Source organism: Kitasatospora sp. MAA19 (assembly GCF_029894125.1).
Lineage (GTDB): Bacteria > Actinomycetota > Actinomycetes > Streptomycetales > Streptomycetaceae > Kitasatospora.
The window spans coordinates 121,340-145,708 of record NZ_JARXYZ010000013.1 but is presented as its reverse complement, the minus strand read 5'-3'; the positions used below and the strand labels follow the sequence as shown (position 1 = coordinate 145,708).

The 24,369-nt window shown below is 74.4% G+C and carries 21 protein-coding genes and 2 pseudogenes; 17 read left to right on the top strand and 6 right to left on the bottom strand.

Annotated features, from left to right (window positions below):
* Positions 1 to 15: 15 nt before the first annotated feature.
* The 8 genes from P3T27_RS21290 to P3T27_RS21255 all read left to right on the top strand — a co-directional run bounded on the left by P3T27_RS21290 (position 16) and on the right by P3T27_RS21255 (position 5,941).
* Positions 16 to 1,116: an ionic transporter y4hA gene (locus P3T27_RS21290; protein ID WP_280680726.1), complete on the top strand. Its 1,101-nt coding sequence runs from the start codon at positions 16 to 18 to the stop codon at positions 1,114 to 1,116.
* A 274-nt stretch (positions 1,117 to 1,390) separates the two neighbouring features.
* Positions 1,391 to 1,612, top strand: coding sequence for a transporter substrate-binding domain-containing protein (locus P3T27_RS21285; protein ID WP_280680725.1), 222 nt, complete (start codon positions 1,391 to 1,393; stop codon positions 1,610 to 1,612).
* Positions 1,613 to 1,841: 229 nt separating this feature from the next.
* A complete protein-coding gene (locus tag P3T27_RS21280) occupies positions 1,842 to 3,164 on the top strand; it encodes a geranylgeranyl reductase family protein (RefSeq protein WP_280680724.1) in 1,323 nt (440 codons plus the stop codon).
* A 91-nt stretch (positions 3,165 to 3,255) separates the two neighbouring features.
* A complete protein-coding gene (locus P3T27_RS21275) occupies positions 3,256 to 3,855 on the top strand; it encodes a GNAT family N-acetyltransferase (RefSeq protein WP_280680722.1) in 600 nt (199 codons plus the stop codon).
* Between the two features lie 246 nt (positions 3,856 to 4,101).
* Positions 4,102 to 4,545, top strand: a complete 444-nt coding sequence (locus P3T27_RS21270) for a hypothetical protein (RefSeq protein WP_280680720.1) — start codon at positions 4,102 to 4,104, stop codon at positions 4,543 to 4,545.
* A gap of 65 nt (positions 4,546 to 4,610) precedes the next feature.
* The gene (locus tag P3T27_RS21265; RefSeq protein ID WP_280680717.1) at positions 4,611 to 5,054 is read left to right on the top strand and encodes a hypothetical protein; all 444 of its coding nucleotides are present in this window, start codon (positions 4,611 to 4,613) and stop codon (positions 5,052 to 5,054) included.
* Positions 5,051 to 5,356: a PRC-barrel domain containing protein gene (locus P3T27_RS21260; protein ID WP_280680716.1), complete on the top strand. Its 306-nt coding sequence runs from the start codon at positions 5,051 to 5,053 to the stop codon at positions 5,354 to 5,356. The genes P3T27_RS21265 and P3T27_RS21260 overlap by 4 nt, the downstream gene beginning before the upstream one ends.
* A gap of 3 nt (positions 5,357 to 5,359) precedes the next feature.
* Positions 5,360 to 5,941: a type 1 glutamine amidotransferase domain-containing protein gene (locus P3T27_RS21255; protein ID WP_280680711.1), complete on the top strand. Its 582-nt coding sequence runs from the start codon at positions 5,360 to 5,362 to the stop codon at positions 5,939 to 5,941.
* Positions 5,942 to 6,067: 126 nt separating this feature from the next.
* Here P3T27_RS21255 and P3T27_RS21250 read toward each other — a convergent pair whose 3' ends face one another.
* On the bottom strand, positions 6,068 to 6,922 hold the full coding sequence (locus tag P3T27_RS21250; RefSeq protein ID WP_280680841.1) for a DNA ligase: 855 nt from the start codon (positions 6,920 to 6,922) through the stop codon (positions 6,068 to 6,070).
* A 69-nt stretch (positions 6,923 to 6,991) separates the two neighbouring features.
* Positions 6,992 to 7,870, bottom strand: a pseudogene (ligD, locus tag P3T27_RS21245) (non-homologous end-joining DNA ligase); the annotation flags it as partial.
* Positions 7,871 to 8,188: 318 nt separating this feature from the next.
* On the opposite strand from ligD, the gene P3T27_RS21240 reads away from it, so the two are divergent.
* The gene (locus tag P3T27_RS21240; RefSeq protein WP_280680709.1) at positions 8,189 to 8,779 is read left to right on the top strand and encodes a pyridoxamine 5'-phosphate oxidase family protein; all 591 of its coding nucleotides are present in this window, start codon (positions 8,189 to 8,191) and stop codon (positions 8,777 to 8,779) included.
* A gap of 7 nt (positions 8,780 to 8,786) precedes the next feature.
* Here P3T27_RS21240 and P3T27_RS21235 read toward each other — a convergent pair whose 3' ends face one another.
* The gene (locus P3T27_RS21235) at positions 8,787 to 9,410 is read right to left on the bottom strand and encodes a DinB family protein (protein ID WP_280680706.1); all 624 of its coding nucleotides are present in this window, start codon (positions 9,408 to 9,410) and stop codon (positions 8,787 to 8,789) included.
* A gap of 302 nt (positions 9,411 to 9,712) precedes the next feature.
* Positions 9,713 to 10,114, bottom strand: a pseudogene (locus tag P3T27_RS21230) (transglycosylase family protein); the annotation flags it as partial.
* Between P3T27_RS21230 and P3T27_RS21225 the strand changes: the two are divergent.
* The 6 genes from P3T27_RS21225 to P3T27_RS21200 all read left to right on the top strand — a co-directional run bounded on the left by P3T27_RS21225 (position 10,113) and on the right by P3T27_RS21200 (position 16,951).
* Positions 10,113 to 10,634 (top strand): universal stress protein, encoded by a 522-nt coding sequence (locus tag P3T27_RS21225; RefSeq protein ID WP_280680704.1) that lies wholly within the window; start codon positions 10,113 to 10,115, stop codon positions 10,632 to 10,634. The pseudogene P3T27_RS21230 and the gene P3T27_RS21225 overlap by 2 nt on opposite strands.
* A 99-nt stretch (positions 10,635 to 10,733) precedes the next feature.
* Positions 10,734 to 12,188 (top strand): PLP-dependent aminotransferase family protein, encoded by a 1,455-nt coding sequence (locus tag P3T27_RS21220; RefSeq protein ID WP_280680702.1) that lies wholly within the window; start codon positions 10,734 to 10,736, stop codon positions 12,186 to 12,188.
* A 233-nt stretch (positions 12,189 to 12,421) separates the two neighbouring features.
* The gene (locus P3T27_RS21215) at positions 12,422 to 12,934 is read left to right on the top strand and encodes a hypothetical protein (protein ID WP_280680700.1); all 513 of its coding nucleotides are present in this window, start codon (positions 12,422 to 12,424) and stop codon (positions 12,932 to 12,934) included.
* 452 nt (positions 12,935 to 13,386) lie between these two features.
* Entirely contained in the window at positions 13,387 to 14,796 is a 1,410-nt protein-coding gene (locus P3T27_RS21210) for a family 2B encapsulin nanocompartment shell protein (RefSeq protein WP_280680699.1), read from the top strand.
* Positions 14,797 to 15,918: 1,122 nt separating this feature from the next.
* Positions 15,919 to 16,059: a hypothetical protein gene (locus P3T27_RS21205; protein ID WP_280680697.1), complete on the top strand. Its 141-nt coding sequence runs from the start codon at positions 15,919 to 15,921 to the stop codon at positions 16,057 to 16,059.
* Positions 16,060 to 16,180: 121 nt separating this feature from the next.
* The gene (locus P3T27_RS21200) at positions 16,181 to 16,951 is read left to right on the top strand and encodes a DUF4239 domain-containing protein (protein WP_280680695.1); all 771 of its coding nucleotides are present in this window, start codon (positions 16,181 to 16,183) and stop codon (positions 16,949 to 16,951) included.
* A 108-nt stretch (positions 16,952 to 17,059) separates the two neighbouring features.
* Here P3T27_RS21200 and P3T27_RS41020 read toward each other — a convergent pair whose 3' ends face one another.
* Positions 17,060 to 19,324, bottom strand: a complete 2,265-nt coding sequence (locus tag P3T27_RS41020; protein WP_348534119.1) for a glycosyl hydrolase family 18 protein — start codon at positions 19,322 to 19,324, stop codon at positions 17,060 to 17,062.
* Between the two features lie 281 nt (positions 19,325 to 19,605).
* Between P3T27_RS41020 and P3T27_RS21185 the strand changes: the two genes are divergently transcribed.
* Together P3T27_RS21185 and P3T27_RS21180 are read left to right on the top strand one after the other, a co-directional pair.
* Positions 19,606 to 20,241 carry a class I SAM-dependent methyltransferase gene (locus P3T27_RS21185; protein ID WP_280680692.1) on the top strand — a complete coding sequence of 212 codons (636 nt, stop codon included), beginning with the start codon at positions 19,606 to 19,608 and terminating at the stop codon, positions 20,239 to 20,241.
* Entirely contained in the window at positions 20,238 to 20,900 is a 663-nt protein-coding gene (locus P3T27_RS21180; RefSeq protein WP_280680690.1) for a hypothetical protein, read from the top strand. The genes P3T27_RS21185 and P3T27_RS21180 overlap by 4 nt, the downstream gene beginning before the upstream one ends.
* 983 nt (positions 20,901 to 21,883) lie before the next feature.
* Here the strand turns inward: P3T27_RS21180 and P3T27_RS21175 are convergent.
* Entirely contained in the window at positions 21,884 to 24,208 is a 2,325-nt protein-coding gene (locus P3T27_RS21175) for a hypothetical protein (protein WP_280680682.1), read from the bottom strand.
* Positions 24,209 to 24,369 lie beyond the last annotated feature (161 nt).

Sequence of the window (24,369 nt, the reverse complement as noted above, 5' to 3'; positions counted from 1 at the left end):
GGGATGCTCGGCCGCATGATCACGAAGCTCCGCGCGGCCACCGCGCAATGGACCGTCGTCGTTCCGGTGGTGTCGTTCGTCGTCCTCGCCCTGACCTGGCACCGGGACCTGCCGGGGTGGGTGGTGGGCATCGTCGCCTGCTTCCTGGCCGGCGCCGTGCTCGCCGCCGTGCACCACGCCGAGGTGATCGCGCACCGCGTCGGAGAGCCCTTCGGATCGCTCGTGCTCGCGGTGGCGGTCACCGTGATCGAGGTCGCCCTGATCGTGACGCTGATGATCGACGGCGGCAGCAAGTCCGCGACCCTGGCCCGGGACACGGTGTTCGCCGCCGTGATGATCACCTGCAACGGCATCCTCGGCCTGTCCATCCTCGTCACCGCGATCAAGTACCGGACGGCCGACTTCAACGCCGAGGGCACCGGCGCCGCGCTCGCCTGCATCGGCACCCTCGCCACCCTCAGCCTGGTGCTGCCGACCTTCACCACCAGCTCCCCGGGCCCGCAGTTCTCCACCACCCAGCTCGTCTTCGCGGCCACCGCCTCGCTCGTGCTGTACGGGCTGTTCGTGGCCACCCTGACCTTCCGGCACCGGGACTACTTCCTGTCGGTCACCGTCGAGGGCCGAGGGTTCATCGAGGAGGAGCACGCCGAGCCGCCGACCGCCAAGGCCGCCTGGCTCAGCCTGCTGCTGCTCGGCGTGGCCCTGGTCTCGGTGGTCGGCCTCGCCAAGGGCGTCTCGCCGACCATCGAGTCCGCGGTGGACGAGGCCGGACTGCCGGCCTCCGTCGTCGGCGTGGTGATCGCCATGCTCGTCCTGCTGCCGGAGACCATCGCGGCGCTGCGCGCGGCCCTGCGCAACCGGGTGCAGACCAGCCTCAACCTGGCCCTCGGCTCGGCGCTCGCCAGCATCGGCCTGACCATTCCGGCCGTCGCCATCGCCTCCACCTGGCTCTCCGGCCCGCTCGTCCTCGGCCTCGACCCGGCGCACATGGTGCTGCTGACCCTGACCATCGTGCTCGGCACCCTGACGGTCATCCCGCGCCGGGCCACCCCGCTGCAGGGCGCGGTGCACCTCGCGGTCCTGGCCGCATACGTGGTGCTGGCGGTGAACCCCTGACGGTGAACCCGTGACGGCGTTCCGGCCGTAGCAGGCTGCGGGAGCCCCTGTCCTCGACGGTGCCGTCGAGGACAGGGGCTCTCTGGTTCCCGAAGCGGTTCCCGGTCGCCACGCGTCGACGCACGGCCCGCCGACCGGCCCCGCGGCGCGGGGTGCGAGGATGTCCCCCGACCGCCCCCGACGGCGGACCTCCGCCGACCGGCCGCCCCCGTACCCCTGGGCGGCCCGATCCGGGCACACGGCGACGAGGTCCGCGCTGCGTACCCCGGCAGCCATGACCCCGGAGCGGGCCGGCCGGTTCCAGCTCGCCAACACCCACTTCCTGCAGTCCGGGCCGTACGGCATCACCGTCGCCAAGGACGTACCAGACCTGCGGGACGTGATCTCCAAGGCCCTCGACCAGGTGATCCGCGGCGGTACGTACGACACGATCCTCGCCAAGTGGAACGTCGGCCCGGGCGCCGTCTCCAGCGCGGTGGTCAACGGCGGGCTCTGACCCGGCGGCGCCCGGCGCCCGCCCCGGTGGCCGGTATTGACCGGTCATCGGGACGGGCCCGCGTGTCGGGGCGGCGGGCGGGCACCGTGGTTCTCTATCGTCCGTCTCGGACGGCCCAGTTCGGCGGGTCCGCAGGAACCCGTCCGTGTCAGTCCGTGTCAGTTCGAGTCCGTCCGGGCCCTCCCGGCTCCGGCGGGCTCGCAGCCGATCCGACCCGTGGGAGTGCGTGATGCCCGGCCCAGAGCAGCAGGTGCCCGCAGACGGCGACCGGGCCCCCCGGCCCGCCCGGCCCGAGGAGAGCGCCGACGTCATCGTGGTCGGCGCCGGCCCGGCCGGCTCCACCGCCGCCTACCACCTCGCCCGCACCGGCCTGGACGTCCTGCTGCTGGAGAAGTCCGCGTTCCCGCGCGAGAAGGTCTGCGGGGACGGCCTCACCCCGCGCGCCGTCAAGCAGTTGACCGACCTCGGCATCGACGTCTCCGAACAGGCCGGCTGGCTGCACAACCAGGGGCTGCGGCTGATCTCCGGCCGGCGCGTGCTGGAGTTCGACTGGCCCGAGCTGTCGGCCTTCCCCGGCTACGGACTCGTCCGGCGGCGCGCCGACTTCGACGAACTGCTCGCCCGCCGGGCCGCCTCGGCCGGCGCCCGACTGGTCGAACGGGCCAACGTGGCAGGCCCGTTGGTGGACGAGCGGACCGGCCGGATCACCGGCGTCACCGCGAAACTCGGCGACGAGCGCCGACCCGTCAGCTACCGGGCACCGGTCGTCGTCGCCGCCGACGGCAACTCCACCCGCCTCTCCGTCGCGATGAAGCGCTACCGCCGCACCGACCGCGCCATGGGCGTCGCCTACCGCACCTACTTCACCACCCCCCGGCACGAGGACCGCTACCTGGAGGCCTGGCTCGACCTGCGCGACCCGACCGACCCCGCCCGGCGTCTACTGCCCGGCTACGCCTGGGTGTTCGGCATGGGCGACGGCACCGCCAACGTCGGCCTCGGCGTCCTCGACACCGCCGACATCGACCTCGACTGGCGGGACCTGCTCCGCCGCTGGTGCGAGGGCCTGCCGCCGGGGTACGGCTACAGCCCCGACGCCGTCACCGAACCCGTCCGCGGCTCCGCCCTGCCCATGGGCCTCAACCGCCGACCCCACTACGCCGACGGCCTGTTGCTCATCGGCGACGCCGGCGGCACGGTCAGCCCGGGCACCGGCGAGGGCATCGCCTACGCCATGGAGTCCGGCCGCTACGCCGCCGAGACCATCGTCCAAGCCCTCGCCCGCCGGACCGACCGGGGTCGCGAACTCGCCCTGGCCGCCTACCCGCAGGCCCTGCGCTCCGCCTACGCCGGCTACTTCGCGCTCGGCCGCCTCGCCGCCGACCTGCTCGGCCGGCCCCGGCTGCTCGGCGCCGCCGGCGCCGTGGGGCTCGGGCACCCGGCGCTGCTGAAGGTGGCGTTCCGGCTGATGGTCAACCTCACCGAACCCAACTCCAAGGACGCCCTGGACCGGCTGCTCCACCTGGTCGGGCGGGTCGCGCCGGGGCGGTGACGGCGTCGGGGCCGGTCCGCTCGGGTCGGGGTCCTCCCGCGCGGGGAAAATTCGCTGGCGGGCGCCGGAGCAGGCGGGGTACGAAGGCCGGATGAGTGCCACCGAGACCTCCACCGACCGGCGCGTCTTCCACCCCGCCACCCTCGACCTGGGCGACGTCCTGCTGCGCCCCTGGGGGAGGGCCCTCGACCTGCCCGGCGGCACCGTCCCCGCCCTGACGGCGGCCTCGGCGGACCGGGAGATCGCCCGCTGGAACCCCTTGCGCGCCGCCGACCCCGCCGCCGCCGAGGCCTACCTCGACCGCTGCGACACCGGCTGGGCCGACGGGACCACGGCGGCCTTCGCGATCACCGACGCCGCCGACGGAACCCTCCTCGGCAACGTCGCCCTGCTCTGGACCAACCAGGCGGACGGCCTCGCCACGGTCGGCTACTGGCTGCTCCGCACCGCCCGGGGCCGGGGCATCGCCACCCGCGCCACCGTCGCCGTCACCCGCTGGGGCGTCACCACCGCCGACGCCCGCCGCATCGAGCTCTGCCACGACGTCGACAACGACGCCTCCTGCCGGGTCGCCGTCCGCAGCGGCTTCCCGTACGAGGGCACCCTGCGGGCCTCCTACCGCCACGTCGACGGCGACTACGTCGACGAACACCTCCACGCCCGCCTCGCCACCGACCCGGACGAGGGGTAGGGCCGGACAGGCCCTCGCTCGGGCCGGTCCGGCGGATCCTGCCGGGTCCGCGACGCCGGGCTCACCCAGCCTTCCCCGAGCCGGCGCAGGCCGGCTGCCCGCACCGTGCCCGGGCCAGGTCGGGGGCCAAGCGGGTTTTCCGAGCCCCGGGAGGTTCCTGGGCGGCAGGCTGCGCGCGGGGCGGGGGAGCGGCCTAACCTGGAAGGGCGCGTACGGCGCGTGGCCTGGGAACGAAAGCGGTGGGCCATGACGGTGATCTCGGCGGCTCTCTTCGGTACCGATTGGCGGTCTGCGTCGACCGGTTCCGCCGAGTTGCTGCGCGAGTGCGCCGCCCGGGGCTGGACGGTCGTCCTGACCGGCCCGGGGCCGGGCGGGGCGCCCGCCCTGACCGTGGCCGCCCCCGGGAGCGACCCGCTGCGGGCCGCGCTGGAGCTGGTCGGCGGCACGCCGTCGCACGCCGTGGCGGTGGCCGGGAGTGTGCGTGAGGTGTTGGCGGCGCGGCGGGTCGGGGTGCCGTGCGTCGCCGTGGCGGCCGGTGCGGAGGCCGGTCCGGAGCTGTGGGCGGCGGGCGCGGTCGAGGTCCACCGCGACCTCGACGCCCTGATGCGGGTCCTGGACGACAGCCTGCTGGCCCGGCCCCGGGCCTTCGGCCCCGTGGGCGCCGGAACCGGCGGCCCCCCGAGCGGTTAGCGCCGGCCCGTACCGGGCAACCGCCGGGTGCGAGCACGTCACCGGAAGTGTCGGAGGTGACCGAGATGGACGGACCCGCGTTGAGCGGATGGGAGCGGCGGCTCCTTGCGGAGATCGAGTCCGATCTGCGCCAGGACACGCGCCTCGACCGGAAGTTGAGCACGATGGGTGCCAAGCGGCCGGGCCGGGTCCGGGGCGTGCTGCGGGGCGTGGGGCGCCGGGTGTCCGCCGGGGTGGTGCTGACCGCGCTGGTGATGGCGGCGATCTGCCTCAGTATCGGCGTGCGGACCCCGACCACCGGGGTGCTGACCGGCCTCGGGGTGGTCTGGGCGGCCTCGGTGGCGGTCGCGGTCGCCACCGCGGCCTTGCTGCGCCGCCGGGGCGCGGGGCGGGGCGAGGGCTGGGGAGACGAGGGAGCCGCAGGGCGGGACGGAGGCGAACGCGGTTCCGGGCCCTCCGATCGGGACGAGCGCCGCGAACGCCGCCCCTGGGATCGGCCGGAGGCATGATGAGCACTGACCTGTGGGAGTACCGCCCGGGCCCCCACCACGCCGCCGAACTGAGCCTGACCGGGTACGAGGTGCAGGCGACCGACGGCCCGCTCGGGCGGGTCGAACAGGACACCGGGGACCACCTGCTGGTCGACGCCGGGCCCTGGGTGCCGGGCGCCCGGGTGTCCGTCCCGGTCGGCCTGGTGTCGCGGATCGACCACCTGGAACTGATCGTCCACCTGGACTGTCCGCGCGCCCGGCTCAGCGCCGCCCCGTCCGTCGCCGTCGACCTGGCCGGCCGCCACCCGCGCCCGCGCTGAGCCATGGGCTGGCCGTCCACCACGCTCACCGGCCGCACGATCGCCTTCCTGGTCGCGCCGTACGGGGCCGAGCAGGTCGAGCTGACCTCGCCGTGGCAGGCGGTGCAGGAGTCCGGTGGCACCCCGCGGCTGCTGTCCACCGCGCCCGGGCGCGTCCAGGCCGTCCGGGGACACACCCCGGGCGACACCTTCGCCGTCGACGCCGTCGTGGCCGAGGCGGACGCCGCCTCCTTCGACGGCCTGGTCCTGCCCGGCGGCGTTGCGAGCCCCGACCGCCTCCGGCTGGACGAGGCCGCGGTCGCGTTCGTCCGGGCCTGGTGCGCCTCCGGCCGCCCGGTCGCCGCGATCTGCCACGCCGCCTGGACCCTGATCGAGGCCGACGCCGTCCGCGGCCGCACCCTCACCTCCTGGCCCAGCCTGCGCACCGACCTGCGCAACGCGGGAGCGAACTGGGTCGACGAGGAGGTCCACACCTGCCGTGACGGCCCGGGCCCCCTCGTCTCCAGCCGCAGACCCGCCGACCTCCCGGTCTTCAACGACACCCTGGTCACCGTGTTCGCCCACGCTGCCAAGCGGAAGCGGTAACCCGGCTACCCCGTTACCCCGTCGCGGAGTTGAGGCGGGTGGCGGCAGCGGGCCGACCCCCGGGGGCTCCGGCGCCGCGCGGACCCCGGTCGCTCCGGCCCGCCAAGGGCGGTGAGCCGGGGGCGCTCAGTCGCCGCGGAGGCGGACGAAGGTGGCGGTGGGCGGGCGGCCGGTGAGGGTGAGTTCGGCACGCAGGGGGGTGGTGAGGGGATGGACCGGGCCGTGGTCGGGGTCGGTGACGGGCGGGCCGAGGAGGGCGCCGGCGGCCTCGGCGACCTCGCGGGCCTGGACCGGGGTGAGCCGGGGGGTGGTCAGGAACACCCGGCCGTCGTCGAGTTCGAGGACGAGGGCGTGCGGGTGGGCGGCCGGGCCGGTGAGGGCGCGGACGGCGGCGTCGAGGGTGTCGCCGCGCCGGTACTTGACCCAGGCGTGCCCGGTGCCGCGCGGGCGGTAGGGGGAGCCGACGGCCTTGCAGACCAGGCCCTCGACGCCGGTGTCGGCGAGGCCCGCCATCCACTCCAGCGCCTCCGCCCGGTCGGTGGTGGCCAGCACCGGCTGGATCGGCGGCGGGACGTCGGCGAGGGCGGCGAGCAGCAGGCGGCGGCGGTCGGCGAGCGGCAGCCCGCGCAGGTCGCGGCCGGGCAGGGCGAGCAGGTCGAAGGCGATCAGGCCGAGGGCGACGTCCGGGGCGGCGCCCCGGGCCCGGCGGGTGCGCAGGAGCTCCCCGAAGGCGAACCGGCCGGCCCGCCAGGCGACGAGTTCGGCGTCCAGCACCAGCCCCTCGGGCAGCCGGGCGACGGCGGCGGCGATCGGCGGGAACGCGGGGGCGAGGTCGCGGCCGGTGCGGGACTGGAGGAAGGGCGGGCGGTCGCCGCGGGCGAAGGCCACGCAGCGGAAGCCGTCCAGCTTCAGCTCGTACTGCACGCCTGCGCCGCCCAGGCCGTCGGACGGCGGGACGGCGGTGACGGCGGCCGGGCGCATCACCTCGACCGGCGGGCGGAGCACCTGGCGGGGCCGCTCCGGTGGTTTCGCCGAGGCGGCAGGCCCGGCCGGGAGCGGCCGGGCCTGCTCCGGGTCCAGCAGCGGGGCGAACAGGTCACCGTGGGCGGCCAGCCGGTCCGGTACCTCGGAGAGGGTGAGGACCAGGTCGTCCACGGCGTGGGCGCGCTCCAGCTCGGCCCAGGAGAGCGGGGTGGAGACCGTCGGCAACGGCCGGGCCCGGAGGGTGTACGGCGCGGCGGTGGTCTTCCTGGCGTGGTTCTGCGACCAGTCGACCAGCACCCGGCCGGCCCGCCGGGCCTTCGCCATGGTGTGCACGACCAGGTCCGGGTGGTCGGCCTCCAGCGCGGCGGCGAGCGCCTTCGCGTAGGCGCTGACCCGGGCGCTGGGCGTGGGTTCGATCGGGGCCAGCAGGTGCAGGCCCTTGGCGCCGGAGGTCTTCACCCAGGCCGTCAGGCCGTCCGCCGCGAGCCGCTCGCGCAGCAGTAGGGCGACGGTGCGGCAGGTGAGGACGGACGCGCCCTCGCCGGGGTCGAGGTCCAGGACGAGGCGGTCGGCGAGCCCGGGCGCGGCCGCGTGCCACTGCGGGACGTGCAGCTCCAGACAGCCCAGGTTGGCGGCCCAGAGCAGGGCGGCGCCGTCGTCGAGGACCACCTGGCGCAGGTCGCCGCCGCTGCTCGGCACCTCGACGGTGCGTACCCAGCTGGGGGTACCGGCGGGCGGGTTCTTGGCGATGAACACCTCGGCCTCGACGCCGTCGGGGCAGCGCAGGAAGGACACCGGGCGGTCGCGCAGGTGGGGGAGGAGGGCGTCGTGCACGGCGGCGTAGTAGCGCAGCACCTCGCCCTTGCGGGTGCCGGTGCGCGGGTAGTACACCTTGTCGAGGTGGGAGAGCGCGAGGGTGCGCCCGTCCACCGTGAGCTGCGGCATGAGCCCTCTCCGAAGCCTGCGGCCCCCGCTGCCAGTCTGCCCGGGCGGCGGCGGGGGCGCCCGCTCACCCCTGTGCGGGGGCGGCGGGCCGGGGTGCACGGCGGGCGGGATGCCGAGCCGGCGGTACCCGGAGCACCAGGCCGCGTACGGGCGCAGCGCCGTCGCGGCGAGGACGTCCCGGGCCGTCTCGACTCCCGTGGCAGGACGGGCCGGTGGCAGGTGCACGAGCCATCCTGCGGGTGCCCGGATGGGGCGATCTTCGTCTCGGCAGGTGGATCATCCTTTCTTGCCAGGCGAGATGGGGGCACACTGGCGGACATGGGAAAGCAGTACGAGAGCATCGACGGCCGGCTGCGCGCATTCATCGAACGGCAGCCCGTCTACTTCGTCGCGACCGCGCCCCTCTCCGCCGACGGGCACGTCAACGTCTCGCCCAAGGGCCGCTCCGGCACGCTCGTGGTGATCGACGAACTCACCCTCGCCTACCTCGACTTCGGCGGATCCACCGCCGAGACCATCGCCCACCTCCGGGAGAACGGCCGGATCACGCTGATGTGGTGCGCCTTCGACGGCCCGCCGACCGTGGTGCGGGTGCACGGCCGGGGCGAGCCGGTGTTCCGCGACGACCCGCGCTTCGCCGCACTGCTGGGCCGCTTCGCGCCGGACACCGACGGGTCGGGGCTGCGCGCGATCGTGCTGGTGAAGGCCGAACGGGTCAGCGACTCCTGCGGGTTCGCCGTCCCGCTGATGGACTACCGGGCCGACCGCGACCTGCACGCGCAGTACTTCGACCGCAAGGGCGAGGAGGAGTTCAGCGCCTACTGCGAGGGCAAGCAGTACGTCGGCACCAGCATCGACGGCCTGCCCGCGCTCCCGCTGCCACTGCCACCCCGCCCCTTCGAGAGCTGACCGACGGTCAGAGCTCCGGCGACCAGCGGTAGAGGTCGCGCAGCAGGGCGATCTCGGCGCCGTGGTGCAGCAGTTCCTGGTTGACCCACCAGACGATCTCCCAGAACGGCTCCTCCGCGTCGCCGCCGTACGGGTAGCCGCAGTACCCGACGGTGTCCAGCGTGGCGTCGTCCGCGGCCAGCACGGCCGCCCGCCATGCGGTGGCCGCAGCGTCGAAGGCGGCGATCGCGGACTGCGCGTCGCCGCTCGCCCGGTAGTCGTCCCTGGTGAGCGAGCGACTGCCGCCTGCGTGGTCGGCGCGCAGCAGCAACATCTCGGTGAGGTGGCTCAGCCGCCACGCCAGGGTGGTGAACCGGGCGGGCTCCGGGGGCGGGTAGCCCGCGCCGTCCCGTCCCCACTCGCCGCCGCCGACCAGCTGCGTCGCGCCCTCGCCGGGCCCGTCCGCGTGTCGCCGCACCGACCAGCAGCCGGGCACCGGTTCCCACCGGTACTCCTCGTCCGTGAGCGGCGTGACGGCCACCCGGGTGCCGTTGCCGCTGTCCAGGGTCGGACCGGCCAGCCGTTCGGTGAGGCGGGTGCGGGCGAAGTCGAACTCCGACAGCAGGGGGACGAGTCGGGGTGGCAGCGTCATCGGGCGGCTCCTGGGCGCGGGTACGGACGTACGGACGGTGGGCAGGACCCGGCGCACGCTGCCACACCCGACCGCGCGGCCGCGACCGGTTTTCCGGCCCGAGGGCGGGGAGTTGCGGCGCGCCACGGGCAGGCCTCGCCGACGCGCGGCGCGGTGCGGGTGACCAGCCGTCCGACGAGCGGCCGCAGACGGTCGCCGGAACGCCACCGGCACGGACGGTCCGCGGACACGACGACGCCGCCGCACCCCGGAAGAGGGGTGCGGCGGCGTCGGGGTGCCCGGGACGGACGGGCTTACTTGCCCAGGCCGGCCTTGACGGAGCAGATCGGCCAGGCGCCGGGGCCCTGGGCGGCGAGGACCTTCTCGCCGACGGCGATCTGCTGGTCCTTGGTGGCCTGGTGGGCCTGCGGAGCGTACGCGGTGCCGCCGAAGGCGGCCCAGGTGCTGGAGGTGAACTGCAGGCCGCCGTAGAAGCCGTTGCCGGAGTTCACGGCCCAGTTACCGGTCGCCTCGCACGCGGCGACCTTGTCCCAGACCCCGGCCGGCGCGGCGGCCGCCCACATGGTCGACGGCGCGTGACGAACCGCCCGCCTTCGGTGCGGAAATCGCCGCGCCGGTCGGCGCTCCGGGTGGCGCGCGCCACAGCCCTCACCGGGAGTGCCCCCTCCACCCACGCGCAGTGGCGGGCATAGCCTCAGGGCCATGAGCAACGAGAGCGATGCAGAGGATGTGGCGGCCGTCGGCGGCGCCGACGAACCCGGGGTGGCGGTCGCCCCCGCGGGCTTCGAGCTGGGGACCGACGGGCCCAAGGTGATCCTGGCGGGGCTGGACGGCTCCGACTCCTCCTGGCGCGCCATCGCGTACGCCGCCGGACTGGCCCGCAGGCAGGGCGCCGCCCTCGCGGTCGCGTACGTCCAGCCCGTCCTCGCCGCCGCCACCGCCCTGGCCGGGGTCGCCGTGGAGGAGACCACCCAGGAGATCGCCGACGAACTGCTGGCCGCGCTGCGCGAGGCCGAGCACCGGGTGCGGGAGGTGTGGCGGGTGGAATGGCGCTTCCTCACCATGCGTGGCGACCCCTATACGGGGCTGGCCAAGCTCGCGGACGAGCTGCGGGCCGACGCCGTCGTGGTCGGCGCCTCCGAGCAGGCCGGACACCGGGTGATCGGCTCGGTGGCCGTGCGGCTGGTGAAGTCGGGCCGCTGGCCGGTCACCGTCGTCCCGTAGCGCCCGTCCGGCGCGTCCGGCGCGATCGGAGGGGTGGGTCGTGGGCCGGTCCGGGCCGCCCGGCGGGCGGCCGGGTGGCGGCGGGTAGGGTGCGTGACCATGACGGAAACGCCGGGCGCGCACCCCACCGGGTCCGCCCACCCGACCGGCAGCGACCTGCACCTCGACCTCCCCGCCGGCGGCGGCCGCCGCGCCGCGCTGATGGCGGCCCTGCGCGAGGCGATCCGCAGCGGCCGGCTCGCCCCCGGAACCCGGCTGCCGCCGTACCGCGTGCTCGCCGCCGACCTCGGCCTGGCCCGCAACACCGCCGCCGAGGCGTACGCCGAACTCGTCGCGGAGGGCTGGCTGACCGCTCGTCAGGGCTCCGGCACCGCCGTGGCCGAGCGCGCCGAGCCCGTCCCGCCGACCCGGGCCCGCCGGCCCTCGGTACGGCCCGGGCCCGTGCACGATCTGCGCCAGGGCCAGCCGGACGCCGCGTCCTTCCCGCGTACCGCCTGGCTGGCCGCCGCCCGCCGGGCCCTCACCATGGCGCCCCACGAGGCCTTCGGGCCCGGTGATCCGCAGGGGCGGCGCGAGCTGCGCACCGTCCTCGCCGACTACCTGGCCCGCGCCCGCGGGGTGCGCGCCGACCCGGACCGGATCGTGGTCTGCTCCGGCTTCGCCCACGCACTGCGGCTGCTGTTCGACGGCGGGGCGCCCGTCCTGCCGCCCGAGGCGAACGGGCGGCTGGCCGTCGAGGCGTACGGGCTGGGGTTCCACCGAGGGCTGCTGGCCACCGCCGGGGTCGCCACCACGCCGCTGCCGATCGACGATCACGGCGCCCACGTCGACGAGCTGGCGCACCACCAGGACGTCCGGACGGTCCTGCTCACCCCCGCCCACCAGTTCCCGACCGGCGGGCCGCTGCACGCGGGCCGGCGCGCGGCCGTGGTCGACTGGGCGCGCGGGCGCGGCGGACTGATCCTGGAGGACGACTACGACGGCGAGTTCCGCTACGACCGCCAGCCGGTCGGCGCCGTCCAGGGGCTCGACCCCGAGCGGGTGGTCTACCTCGGCTCCGTCAGCAAGAGCCTGTCGCCCGCGATCCGGCTCGGCTGGATGGTGCTGCCGGACCACCTGGTCGACCGGGTGCTCGCCGCCAAGGGTGAACGCGAGGGCTGGGCCAGCGCGTTGGACCAGCTGACCCTGGCCGAGCTGATCGACTCCGGCGGCTACGACCGGCACGTGCGGCGGATGCGCCGCCGCTACCGGGAGCGCCGCGACCACCTGGTGGCCGCCCTGGCGGCGAGTGCCCCGCACATCGGGGTCTCCGGCATCGCGGCCGGGCTGCACGCCGTCCTGCGGCTGGAGCCCGGCACCGAGCGTTCGGTGCTCCAGGCCGCCGCCTACCGGGGCCTGGCCCTCGACGGGCTCGCCGACTACCGGCACCCGGGGATCGGGCCGGAGGCCATGCCGGCCGCGGACGGCCTGGTCGTGGGCTACGCCGCGCCGCCCGACCACGCCTACCCGGCGGCGCTCGCCGCGCTCTGCGACATCCTGCCGCCGCTCGCCTGAACCGGTCGGGTCGGGCGGCCGGCTTCAGGTAGGGGCTCGGGGTGGCCGGGTTCGGGCAGCCGCATTCGGGCAGCCGGGCTCAGGTGGCCGGCGAAGGATAGGGCCCCGGGCGGGACGGCGGGGGCGGAACGCGTCCGGGACGGTCCACGGTGTCCGCCCCCGGCTCGTGCGTCGGTACGGATCCGGGCGGAGCGGGGCAACGGAAGCGGTACCGCCCCCTACGCTCCTTGGTCATGCGCAGAACACATTTGAGCCGTGCCGCCCTCGCCGCGTGTCCGGCCCTCGCCGTCGGTCTGCTCCTCTCCGCCACGCCCGCCCAGGCCGACACCCCGCTGCCGTTCACGGCCGTCTCCGACCGGCAAACAACCGTCCGGGGCGGCGAGTTCACCCTCACCCTGACGCTCAGCAACCCGTACGACACGCCGATCCAGTTCGTGTACCAGAGCGTCCAGCCGACCTACCAGACCAGTCTGGAGAACGGTCTCAAGTTCACCGCCACGGCTTGCGGCACCCAGACCAACGGGTGCAGCGACAACGTCCACGGCGGCATCGCCCGGTACAACGTGCCGCTGGCCCCGGGCGCCACGAGCAGCTTCACGGTCACCTACACCGTCGCGCCGGACTCGGCCTGCGGTGCTCAGACCCGGATCGACTTCTATTCGTACCTGTACTACGAGTACCAGGGAGGCGAGGCCAAGAACTCGGGCATCGTCGGCATCCCCGGCAGCCAGATCGCCTGCGCCTGACGCACCGCCCGGCCCGGCCCTCCCTCCCCGTCGCATCCCCGTCGCACCCCCCACTGCGCATCTCCCCGTTCCCCCGTCAGGTGCCGGCCGCCCCCGTACCGGCACCTGACGGGCCATTTGCGTGTGCGGGCGCGGACGGCGGGTGCCGGAGGCGCAGGTGCAAGGGCGAACGGATGTTCTCGCGCTCTGGGGCCGACCGGGGTCGGACTGCTCCAGATTCACCCTATCGGGGGGTAGTCGGCCTCCGCGTGGGCCTGGCCGGGTCCTGGTGATCTAGGGTTCCGCATGGGCCGCCGGGAGACGGGGCCCGTGATCGCGATGAGATCGCCAACACCCCCACCAATACGCGCATCTGATGATCCGTCATGACATCAGCCAGGGTGGACCGGTACGACTCCGACGCCGTACGGCCCTGACCGCGTGATCCGACCAGACGAATGGAGATCCTGCCGATGCCCGTGGACGCGAGCCCGGAGACACAGCAGGTCACGCAGCAGTCCAGCCTCACGACGGCCGCTGCCCGCAACCTTGCCACCACGACCAAGTCCGCGCCGCAGATGCAGGAGATCACCTCCCGCTGGCTGCTCAAGGTGCTGCCCTGGGTGCAGGCCGCAGGTGGCGCCTACCGCGTCAACCGACGGCTCACCTACACCGTCGGCAACGGTGTGGTCGAGTTCATCAAGACCGGTTCCCAGGTCCGCGTGATCCCCGCCGAGCTGGGCGAACTCGCCCTGCTGCGGGGCTTCGAGGACGAGGAGGTGCTCACCGCCCTCGCCGACCGCTGCGAGCAGCGCGACTTCGGCCCCGGCGAGGTGCTCACCACCCAGGGCGAGGCGGCCGACCGGATCTTCCTGATCGCGCACGGCAAGATCAACAAGATCGGCACCGGCAAGTACGGTGACGACACCGTGGTCGGCGTGGCCGGCGACGGCGACCGTTTCGGCGACGACGCCCTGCTGAACCCGGACGCCGTCTGGGAGTACACCGCGACGACCGCCACCGCCGGTGTCGCCCTCACCCTGACCCGCAGCGCCTTCGCCGCCATCCGGGACAACTCGCCGAGCCTCCAGGCGCACCTGCTGTCGTTCCTGGCCCTGCCGCAGCAGGCCCAGAACGAGCGCGGCGAGGCCGAGATCGCCATGTCGGCCGGCCACCACGGCGAGTACGAGCTCCCCGGCGCCTTCGTGGACTACGAGCTCAAGCCCCGCGAGTACGAGCTGAGCGTCGCGCAGACCATCCTCAAGGTCCACACCCGCGTCGCCGACCTCTACAACGAGCCGATGAACCAGACCGAGCACCAGCTCCGGCTGACCATCGAGGCGCTGCGCGAGCGCCAGGAGCACGAGCTGGTCAACAACCCGGAGTTCGGCCTGCTCAACAACGCCGACTTCGACCAGCGGATCCAGACCCACTCCGGCCCGCCCACCCCGGACGACCTGGACGAGCTGCTCAACCGCCGCCGTGACCCCGACTACCTGCTCGCCCACCCGCGGACCATCGCGGCGATCGGCCGCGAGTTCAACGCCCGTGGCCTGTACCCCCACCATGTCGACCTCGGCGGGCAGCAGGTGCCGGCCTGGCGCGGGGTGCCGATCCTGCCCTGCAGCAAGATCCCGATCACCAAGGAGAACACCAGCTCGATCCTGGTGATCCGTACCGGTGAGGACAACCAGGGCGTCATCGGCCTGCACCACACCGGCATCCCGGACGAGTACCAGCCGTCGCTGTCGGTCCGCTTCATGGGGATCGACGAGAAGGCGATCATCTCCTACCTGGTCAGCGCCTACTACTCGGCCGCGATCCTGGTGCCGGACGCGGTCGGCGTCCTGGAGAACGTCGAGATCGCGCACCGCCGCCACTGACGACGGCCTCCGCCGGGCCCGGGCCGTAACCGGTCGGCCCGAAGATCGTTTGACCTGATGACGGACGGCCCGCCCCTCGAAGGCGGGCCGTCCGGCTGATCGTGCCTGACCGAATCCGACTGCGGGACGGTCGACTGTGCCGTGTCCGGCCCTGGTCAGACCCTGCTCCGATTCCGTCCGACCCCGTTCCGACCGTGTTCCGTCCCCTGGCGACCCGAGAGGTGAGTGGAGCCCATGCCGCAGCGCCGGCAGTCCCGACGGATATCGCAGGACGGCGGTGGGGGCGCGGCCTCCGGGCGGCGGACCCGGGTGATCGGCGCCGCGGTCGGCGTGGTCGCGATCTGTGCCCTGGTCAGCGGTGCCGCGGCGGCCGGTGCCGGACACCACGGCGGGGAGCGCCCGTCCATTCCTGCCGTCGACTCCTGCGTCTGCACCGGGACGGACGTGTCGGTGCAGGTCGGCCCGGGCGGGGACGTGAACGTGGGCGTCGACGTGGAGGTCCAGGTCGGCGTCACCGTCGCCCCGACGGGCGGCGGTCGGCACCAGGGGCCGAGGCCCCCGCACTGGCACCACCCGTGCCACACACCGAGTGCCGCGCCCGGTCCGGCGTCGCCGTCGCCGTCGGCCGCCGCGGGGCTCCGCCACCAGCCCGGCCGCCCGGACGACGAGCACGGCGGGCATGAGGGCCACGACGGACACGGGGACGACGACGGGGACTGGTGGCCTCACCACCATCACCACCCGCACCCCTGCCCGACCACCCCGACACCCATGCCGACACCCACGCCGACCCCGACACCCACCCCGTCGCGGACCCCCACGCCGACTCCGACACCGAGCTCGCCGCCGGCTCGTCCGACGCCCGCGCCCGTACCCCCGCCGCCGGCGTCGCCCGCACCTCCGCCGCCGCCCGCACCGGCGCCGGCCGCACCTCCGCCGCCGCCCGCACCGGCGCCGGCCGCGCCACCCCCCGCGCACCCCGCGCCGAAGCCGCCCGCGCCCCTACCCCCGGCCCCGGCGGCGCCCGCGCCCCAACCACCACCGCCCGCACCCGTGCCGGCCCCGGTGGTGTCCGAACCGGCGCGCCCGAGCCCGGCGGTGCCGCCGGTCTACCCCGTGCGGGTGGCGAAGCCGCTGGCCCTGCCGCAGCACCACCACAACACCCCGGTGACCACCACCATGCTGCTGGTCACCGTGCCCGCCGTCCTGGCGGCGGCGGCCCTGCGCCCGGGCCGTGGACGCGGCCGCTCCGGGCGGTCCTGAGCACCCGGCCGCCAGCGGCCCGGCCCCGGGGCTGAGCCAGGCCGGTCGGGCCGGGCCGGGGCCCGGGGCCGAACCCGACATTCCTGTTCCGTCACAAGCCAAGCCAGAGAAGGGAGTTCCCATGTCCGAGTGGCTGGCATTGACCATCGCCATGGCGGCGGCCTGTGCCGTCGTGGTGGCGGTGGTGCTGCTGCGGCACCGCAGGGTGGGCGCCGAGAAGAACGTGGGGGAGACCCCGGACGTCATCGAGTACATCACGATGATGATCGGCGTGGTCTACGCGATCGTCCTCGGTCTCGCCATCGCGGGAGTCTGGGAGGCGCGCGGCGCCGCCCAGGACGACGTGTTCCGCGAGGCGCAGTCGATCCAGGAGGTGAGCGACCGGGCGGTGGTCTACCCGGCCGACTTCCGCGACAAGGTCCGGGCCGACGTGGACGCCTACGTCTCGTACGTGGTGAACGTCGAGTGGGACTACATGCGCGAGCACGGCGAGATCTCCGAGAAGGGGACCGAACTGCTGGACAAGCTGCGGGCGGACGTCGCCACCCGGCCGCCGGCCTCCGAGCTGGAGTCGCAGTCCTACCAGCCGATCATGGACCGGATCGGCCAGGTCGACGACGCCCGCAACTCGCGCGGGCAGAACGCCGGCCCGACCATGCCCGGGGTGGTCTGGTTCGGCCTGATCACCGGCGCCGTGGTGACCGTCGGCATGCTGTTCGCCCTGCAGATCCGGCGCACGCCACGGGAGTTGATCCTGGCAGGCTGTTTCAGCGCGTTGATCGCGTTCCTGCTCTTCATGATCTGGGACTTCGACGATCCGTTCGGCCGGAGCGTCTCGGTGACCACCCAGCCGTTCGTCGACCTCTTCCCCTCCCTCGGGCTCAAGGGCTGAGCCGCCCCGGGCGCGCGGTGCGGGCCGCGCGGGTGGGCCCGGTTCCGCCCCGCCGAGCGGCACCGGGCCCGCGCGGAATCCCGCGCGGGCCCTGCACCGTGCCGGACGTCAGCGCAGGCTGGCGTCCACGGAGTTGAGCAGCGTGCCGGAGGCGTCGTCGTTCTCCAGGGAGAAGGCGAACATGCCGCCGAGGCCCTTGCTCTTGGCGTAGGCCCCGCGCGCCTGGATGGCCTGCGGGGTGTCACCGGTCCAGAAGTCGGTGCCGTCGTAGACCCAGCTGCTCTCGGTGACCGGGTCCCAGTGGGTGGTGGCGGCGGTCGGGTTGAGCTCCTTCCAGGCGGCCAGTCCGGCCTCCTGGCTCAGCGGCTTGGCGGCCGTCGGCCCGGTCGCGCTCTGGTACAGGCCGTAGTCGGAGCCGGCCGGGACGCCGGTCCAGCCGCGCCAGTAGAACGGGATGCCGAGCACGATCTTGTTGGCGGGGAAGCCGCCGGGGATGCCGTACTCGGGCAGGCCGGTGGTGTACGCGGCGAGCATGGTGTCCACGTTGTACTTGCGGGTGCCGGGGGTGATCGGCGTGGTCGGGTCGGCCGGACTGTCGTGCAGGGGGTCCTGGTGGTTGGTCGGGCCCTTGGCGTCCCAGGCGCCGTGCATGTCGTAGGACATGACGTCGGCGTAGTCGAGGTAGCTGCCGATCTTGTCGGTCTCCAGCTGGGCGATCTTGTCCTGGCCGCTGGGCAGCGCGACGGTCAGCAGGTAGCGCTTGCCCTGGGCGGAGCCGAGCGCGTCCAGCTGGGTGCGGAACTCCTTGAGCAGCAGGGTGAAGTTCTGCTTGTCGGCGGGGGAGTAGTGGTTGCCGGTGTGGCCGCCGGCCGAGGCCGGGTACTCCCAGTCGAGGTCGATCCCGTCGAAGATGCCGGCCGCCGAGGCCGTGCCGCCGGAGGCGTCCCCGGCGACGCCGGTCGGCAGGTTCCCCTTGAGGAACATGTCGAGGCAGGAGGAGACGAAGGTCTTCCGGGAGGCGTCGGTGGCGGCCGCGTCGGAGAAGTACTTGGAGTACGTCCAGCCGCCGATCGAGAGGGTGAACCGCAGGTTCGGGTACTTGGCCTTGAGCTGGCGCAGCTGGTTGAAGTTGCCCTTGAGCGGCTGGTCCCAGTCGTCGGTGCTGCCGTCCACGCTGGTGCCGGAGGTGTAGCCGTCCTGGTAGTCCGCGTAGGCGTCGCCCGCACCGTCACCGGCGTTGGGGTTGTTCTCGTTGGCCGAGTCGGAGGTCTTCACGGTCTGGAAGCAGGTGAACCTGGTGGGGTCGATGTTGGCGAACGCGTAGTGGATGACGTCCAGCTTGCCCGCGGCGCCGCTGGTGTCGACGTTCTTCGGGTAGTACGCGTTCTCGTAGATGCCCCACTGGTCGAAGTAGGCGGAGCGGACCGGCTGTTGGGCGGGGGCGGCGGCGGTCGTGGTGCTCACCGGCGCGGACTGGGCGGAGGCGTGGCCGCCGGAGTAGCCCTGGATGCTGAAGGTGTAGGCCTTGCCGGGCAGCAGCGAGCTGACGGCGACCGAGGTGCCCATCGAGGTGGCGACCAACTGGCCGTTGGACCACACCTTGTAGGCGACCGGGCCGTCACCGCTGGTCAGCGTGGAGGGCTGCCAGTTGAGCACCACGGCGCCCGCGGTGACCTTGCTGACGGTGACACCGGTCGGCGTGGTGACCTTGCCGTCCCCGGCCGGGCCGCTGGCGGTGGCGGTCGGGCTGGTCGATGCGGTCGGGCTGCCGGACGCGGTGGGGCTGCCGGACGCGGTCGGGCTGCCCGAAGAGGTGGGACCGGCCGGGCCGGTCAGGCTGAGGTCGTCGGCGTAGTAGGTGCCGGTGCCGTACCAGCCGTGGGTGAAGACGGTGACCGAGGTGGCGGTGGCGCCGGTGGTGAAGGTGGTGCTCAGCTGGTTCCAGCCGGTGCCGCCGGGCGTCCAGACCGAGGAGTTGACGCCCGTCCCGGTGGCGCCGAGGTAGACGTAGCTGCCCTGGACGAAGCCGGACAGGGTGTACGTGGTGTTCGGCTGGACGGTGACGGTCTGCTGGCACTGCGCGGTGTCGGAGGTGGACGCGGCGCCGCTGAGCGCGTAACTCCCGCCGTGCACCGGGGTGGTGACGACGGACCCGTTGGCGCAGGTCCAGCCGGCCAGGGTGCCGGCCTCGAAGTCGCCGTTGGCCAGCAGGTTCACCGGGGCGGCGGAGGCGGGGGCGAGGGTCAGGGCGAGCGCGACGCCGCTGGTGCTGAGGGTGGCGGCGAGGGCCAGGGCGGTGGCCCGTCTGCGCGGTGCGGTCCGGCGCCCGACGGACTCCTGGGTGGGCCGTGCGGGCATGACGCGGTCGTGCATGCGGTGTCCTCCGGATGCGTGGGGGTTCCGGCGGTGCGTGGCCCGGGTGGGCCGGGGGAGCCGCCCGGACGCGGTGGGGGCGCGCGGGCAGGGTGGAGCGCTGACGGACGGTACGCGGGCGCGGCGGGCCGACCGGCCCGCTCGCGTCACGACATCACAGATTGGACTGGACCAATATTCGCCGTCAAGGGTGTCCGCCCGCTGGACCGCTCCCGGCCGCCCCCGCCCGGGCCCGGTAGGTTGACCGCTACGGAGCAGGCCCGCCGAACGGAGGACTCGCCATGGACAGCCAGGACTGGGACGACCGCTACGCCGCGAGCGAGCTGGTGTGGGGCGTCGAACCCAACCGCTGGGTGGTCCGCGAACTGACCGGCCGTACCCCCGGTCACGCCCTCGACCTGGCCACCGGGGAAGGCCGCAACGCCATCTGGCTGGCCACCCAGGGCTGGGAGGTCACCGGGCTGGACTACTCCGCCGTCGCCCTCGAACGGGCCGAGCGGCTCACCGCCGACCTGCCCGACGAGGTCGCCGACCGGCTCACCTGGCGGCACGGCGACGCCCGCAGCTATGAGGCCCCGGCCGCCGGCTACGACCTGGTCCTGGTCGCCTACCTCCAGGTCCCTGCGGAGGACCGCCGGGCCGCGCTGCGCCGCGCGGCCGCCGCACTCGCTCCCGGCGGCACCCTGCTGGTGGTCGGACACGATCTCGGCAACCTCACCGAGGGCGTGGGCGGCCCGCAGGACCCGGCCGTGCTGTTCACCCCGCAGGACGTCCTCGCCGACCTCGCCGACCAGGGCCTGCGCACCGTCCGGGCCGAGCGGGTGCACCGGACGGTCGGCGCGGAGCCCGGGCACAAGGGCGAGGGCGGCGGCGTCGCGGTGGACGCGCTGGTGCGGCTGGAGCGGGGTGCCGAGTGACGGCGCGACCGGCCCGGCGGACGCTGCTCACCGGCCTGGCGGCCGCCGTCCCGGCGCTGTTGGCGGGCTGCTCGGGTTCCTCCGGCAGGTCGGGCAAACCCGGTGGGAACGCCTCGGCGGCGCGGGCGAGCGACGCCGGTGGCGAGGCCTTCGTGATGATCATCCGGCACGGCGAGAAGCCGGACGGCGCCCACCCGGGACTGGACGAGAACGGCAGCCACGACGGCAAGTCCCTGACCGAGCGCGGTTGGTCCCGCGCCCGGGCGCTGCCCAGCCTGTTCGCCCCGCCCGCCCCCGGCCTGCGCACGCCCGCCCGGATCCTCGCCGCCGCCGACCAGGGCCCGCTGGCCGGAGCGCACCGGATGCGGCAGACCGTCACCCCGCTCGCCGCCAAGCTCGGGCTGACCGTCGACACCGCCTACGCCGAGTCCCAGGAGACCGCGCTGGCCGGCGCCGCACTGGCCGGCTCCCAGCCGGTCCTGATCTGCTGGGAGCACTCGCGGATCCCGCGGATCGTCGAGGCGCTCGGCGCCGCCGGCAGCGGCGCCCCCGCCACCTGGCCGGACCGCTTCGACCTGGTCTGGGTGTTCGCCCGCGCGGCCGGCGGCGCCTGGACCTTCCGTGAGGTCCGTCAGCACCTGCTGGACGGCGACGCCTGATCCACCCGTGGGTGTACGCGCACTGATATTCCGTCAATTAGCGTGACAGACATGAGGATTCGCGCGTTCTTCGGCGCCGCGGCCGTCGCGGTGCTGCTGCTCTCCGGCTGTGGCGGCTCCGGCTCCGAGGGCGGGCCGCAGCCCCGGCCGACCAGGGCCACCGGCACGGTGCCGACCGGCGGCGAGCGCCGCGCCGACGGTGCCGAACTGCTCTACCGGGCCGGGGGCGGGCACAGCGCGCAGAACCCGGCCTTCGCCCCGGACGGCCGCTCGATGCTGCTGACCGAGTTCAGCGAGGGCTACAACAAGGGTGCCGCCGCCCTCGGCGTGCTGCCGCTGGACGGCAGCCGTACGCCGCAGAAGGTCCTGGAGGATCCCGACAAGGCCGCCGTCAACCTCCCCGGCACCAGCTGGAACGCCGCCGCAGGGGCCTTCACCTTCGCCTCCGACCGGGAGTCCGGGCACGACGAGCTCTGGCTGATGACCCCCGGCGGCACCCCCGAGCGGGTGACCAGGCACGAGGACGGCAGCGGGTACAGCGAGCCGAGCTTCTCCCCGGACGGCGCGTGGATCGTCTTCCAGCAGAGCTGGGAACCGGAGCACACCGCCGGGAAAGGGGACTCCGCCGAGCAGGACTCGCTGTGGAAGGTCCGCCGCGACGGCGGCGACCCGGTCCGGCTGGTCGATGGCCGGGGCACCGGCACCGACAACCGCCAGCCGAACTGGTCCCCGAGGGGCGACCGGATCGTCTTCCAGCGGCGCACCGCCGGGGGCGAGGGCTGGGCGCTGTGGACGGTGCACCCGGACGGCACCGGCCTGCGTCAGGTCACCGACGCGCCCGGCGAGCACACCGACCCGGCCTGGTCGCCGGACGGGACGTACCTGGTGTTCTCCTCCAACCTCGGCGACCTGCCGAACGCCCAGGTCTTCGTGGTCGCGGCCGACGGCGGCCGCCCCGTCCGGGTGACCGGCGAGGCCGCGGCCTACGACGGCGCGCCGAGCTGGTCCCCGGACGGGAAGTGGATCGCCTTCGAGTCCTCCCCGGGCGGCGAGGCCGATCCCGCCGCCCTCTGGCGGATCCCCGCGCCCGCCCTCAAGCCCTGACCCGCGGTCACGGTGACCACCGAGTACTGCACGACGGTCAGCGGCACGCTGACCGTCGTCCCGGTGACGGTGTACGGGACGGGCTTGGGCGCCGGGTCGGTGCCGTCCGGTGTGGCGACGGTGACGGCGGCGACGGTGGCGCCGGCCGGAAGGGCATAGGAGAGCGTGCAGTTGGCGGGTGTGGTGAGGAAGGCCGCCGGGGTGTCGCCGAAGGTGGTGAAGTTCACCAGGTGGACGACGGTGTCGTTGCCGAGCCGCCGCGCGTCCAGGAAGATCCGCCGGTCCCCGGCCAGGGTGACGGCGGGCGGTGCGGACCGGCGGACCGGGGCGAGCAGTTGGTCGGCGGAGGCCTGGTCGGTCTTGTTGAGGTAGCTGAGTCCGGCCCGGTTGCGGACGTACCAGCAGGTGCCGCTACCGAAGGCGTTCTGCTTGGCGGCGGGCAGGGGATCGGCCCGGCGCAGGCCGAGCACGTCGGAGAGGGCGAACTCGGCGCGCTGGCCGCCCAGTTCGTCGAGCGCGGTGGGCGCGGGGCCGGTGATCACGATCGTCCCGCCGGCCGCGACGAAGCCCCGCAGCACGGCCGCCTCGGCGTCCGAGACCGCCTGGAGGTCGGGCAGCAGCAGCACCTTGAAGCGGGCCAGGTCGGCGGCGGCCAGGCCGGGGCTGGGCACCGTGTCGAACGGGATGTGCGCGTACACCAGGGCCTTCACCGCGCCCCGGAACTCGCCCAGCCAGGGGACGGCGGCGCAGCTCTGCTCCGGATCGTCGCCGCCCCACCAGTCGGTGATTCCGGCCGGGGTGGTGGTGTTGACGTACATCCCGATGCCCGCGCCCGGGGCGACGTAGTCCCGGGACGGGCTGGAGTGGTAGACGCCGACCTGGGCGGCCGGGGCGGCGTTGTAGAGCCGCTCCTGGTTGGCCTGGACGAAGCGGTACATCCGGGCGCGCATCGCCGCGTCCACGGTGTCGTTCTTGTACGGCGTCTTCACCTCGTACGGGTTGCAGCCGGCGGCGATCAGCTGGGACATCACCAGCGAGGCGTCGTCCGGCTGCCAGCCGTAGGAGAACGCCCAGGCGGGCTTGGCACCGCTGGCGCCGCGCGCGTACTTGTACATCGAGATCAGGCAGACCCAGTCGTCGGCGGTGGCGTGCCGCATGCCGTCGTAGTTGCCGAGGATGTCCACCTCCCAGACCTGGCTGACGGCGCCCTCGGCCTGGCGCAGGTAGCCGCCGTCCAGGCCGATGGAGGTGGCGTAGCGGTAGTCCATCGAGACGGTCTCGACGAAGGTGACCAGATCGGGGTTGACCGAGCGGCCGGCGGCGGCGATGTCGAGCTGGAACCGGAGCAGGTTGCGGTGGCGCCACTCGACGTAGCGGCGGAACACCGGGTCGGCGAAGTCGGCGACCTTGGGCAGGGCCAGGCCGGTGTCGGCCTTGAAGGCGGCCGCGCCCCAGGTGGAGGCGTCGCACCAGGAGAGCACGCCGTCGAAGTAGATCGGGACGTCCGGCCAGATGCCGTCCACGCCGGTCGCGGCCACTCCCTTGATCCGCTTGAGGTAGTAGTCCCGCCAGGGCGAGTTGGGGCTGAGCCAGACGCTCTCGTCGCCCGGGTCGACCCACACCACCACGCTGCCGTAGAACACGTTGGGCTTGCCGCCGAGGTCGCGCTGCACCCAGGCGCCGCCCTGGTCGTTCTTGTAGAACGAGCGGCCCTTCTCGCCGCCGGGGGAGATCAGCTCCAGGGAGGGGTAGTACATGACGACCTTCAGGCCGGCGGCGTGCGCCAGGCCGGTGAAGGTCTTCACCTCGGCCATGTGGGCGGCGAACTCGGCGTCGGTGAGCCAGTTGGAGAGCAGGGTGTCGAGCTCGATGACGCTGACGTTCTGTGCCTTGAGGGCGTCGACGGCGCTCCGCATGTCGGCGGGCTCGTTGAAGGTGCCGTCGGCGATGCGCGCGAAGCGGGCCCAGTCCGGCCAGGGCTGCGCGGTGCCGGTGCCCGCGGAGACGGAGGCGGGGCCGGGTGCGGGCAGGGGCTCCGGCGCGGGCGCCGGTGCGGCGGCCCAGGCCTGGCCGCCGGGCAGCAGGCGGACGGCGGCCAGCGCGCCGCCGGTGCCCAGGCCGGCCCGCAGCAGGCGGCGGCGGCCGAGGCGCGAGGTGGTGGCGGCGGTGGCGGGTGCGGGCGGTGTTCCTTCGGTCTCGGGCATGGTGGTCCCCCCAGGGTGGGTTGGCGGATCCCGGGAACGTGCGCGCAACGCTCGGTGCGGAGACGGCCGTTCTCCCGGTCGGCGGCGCCTTCGAGCCGACCGTAGACCGCGGGTCGCCCGCCTGTTCGGCCCCTGCCCGCGGCTACGTCAGACGTCGGATC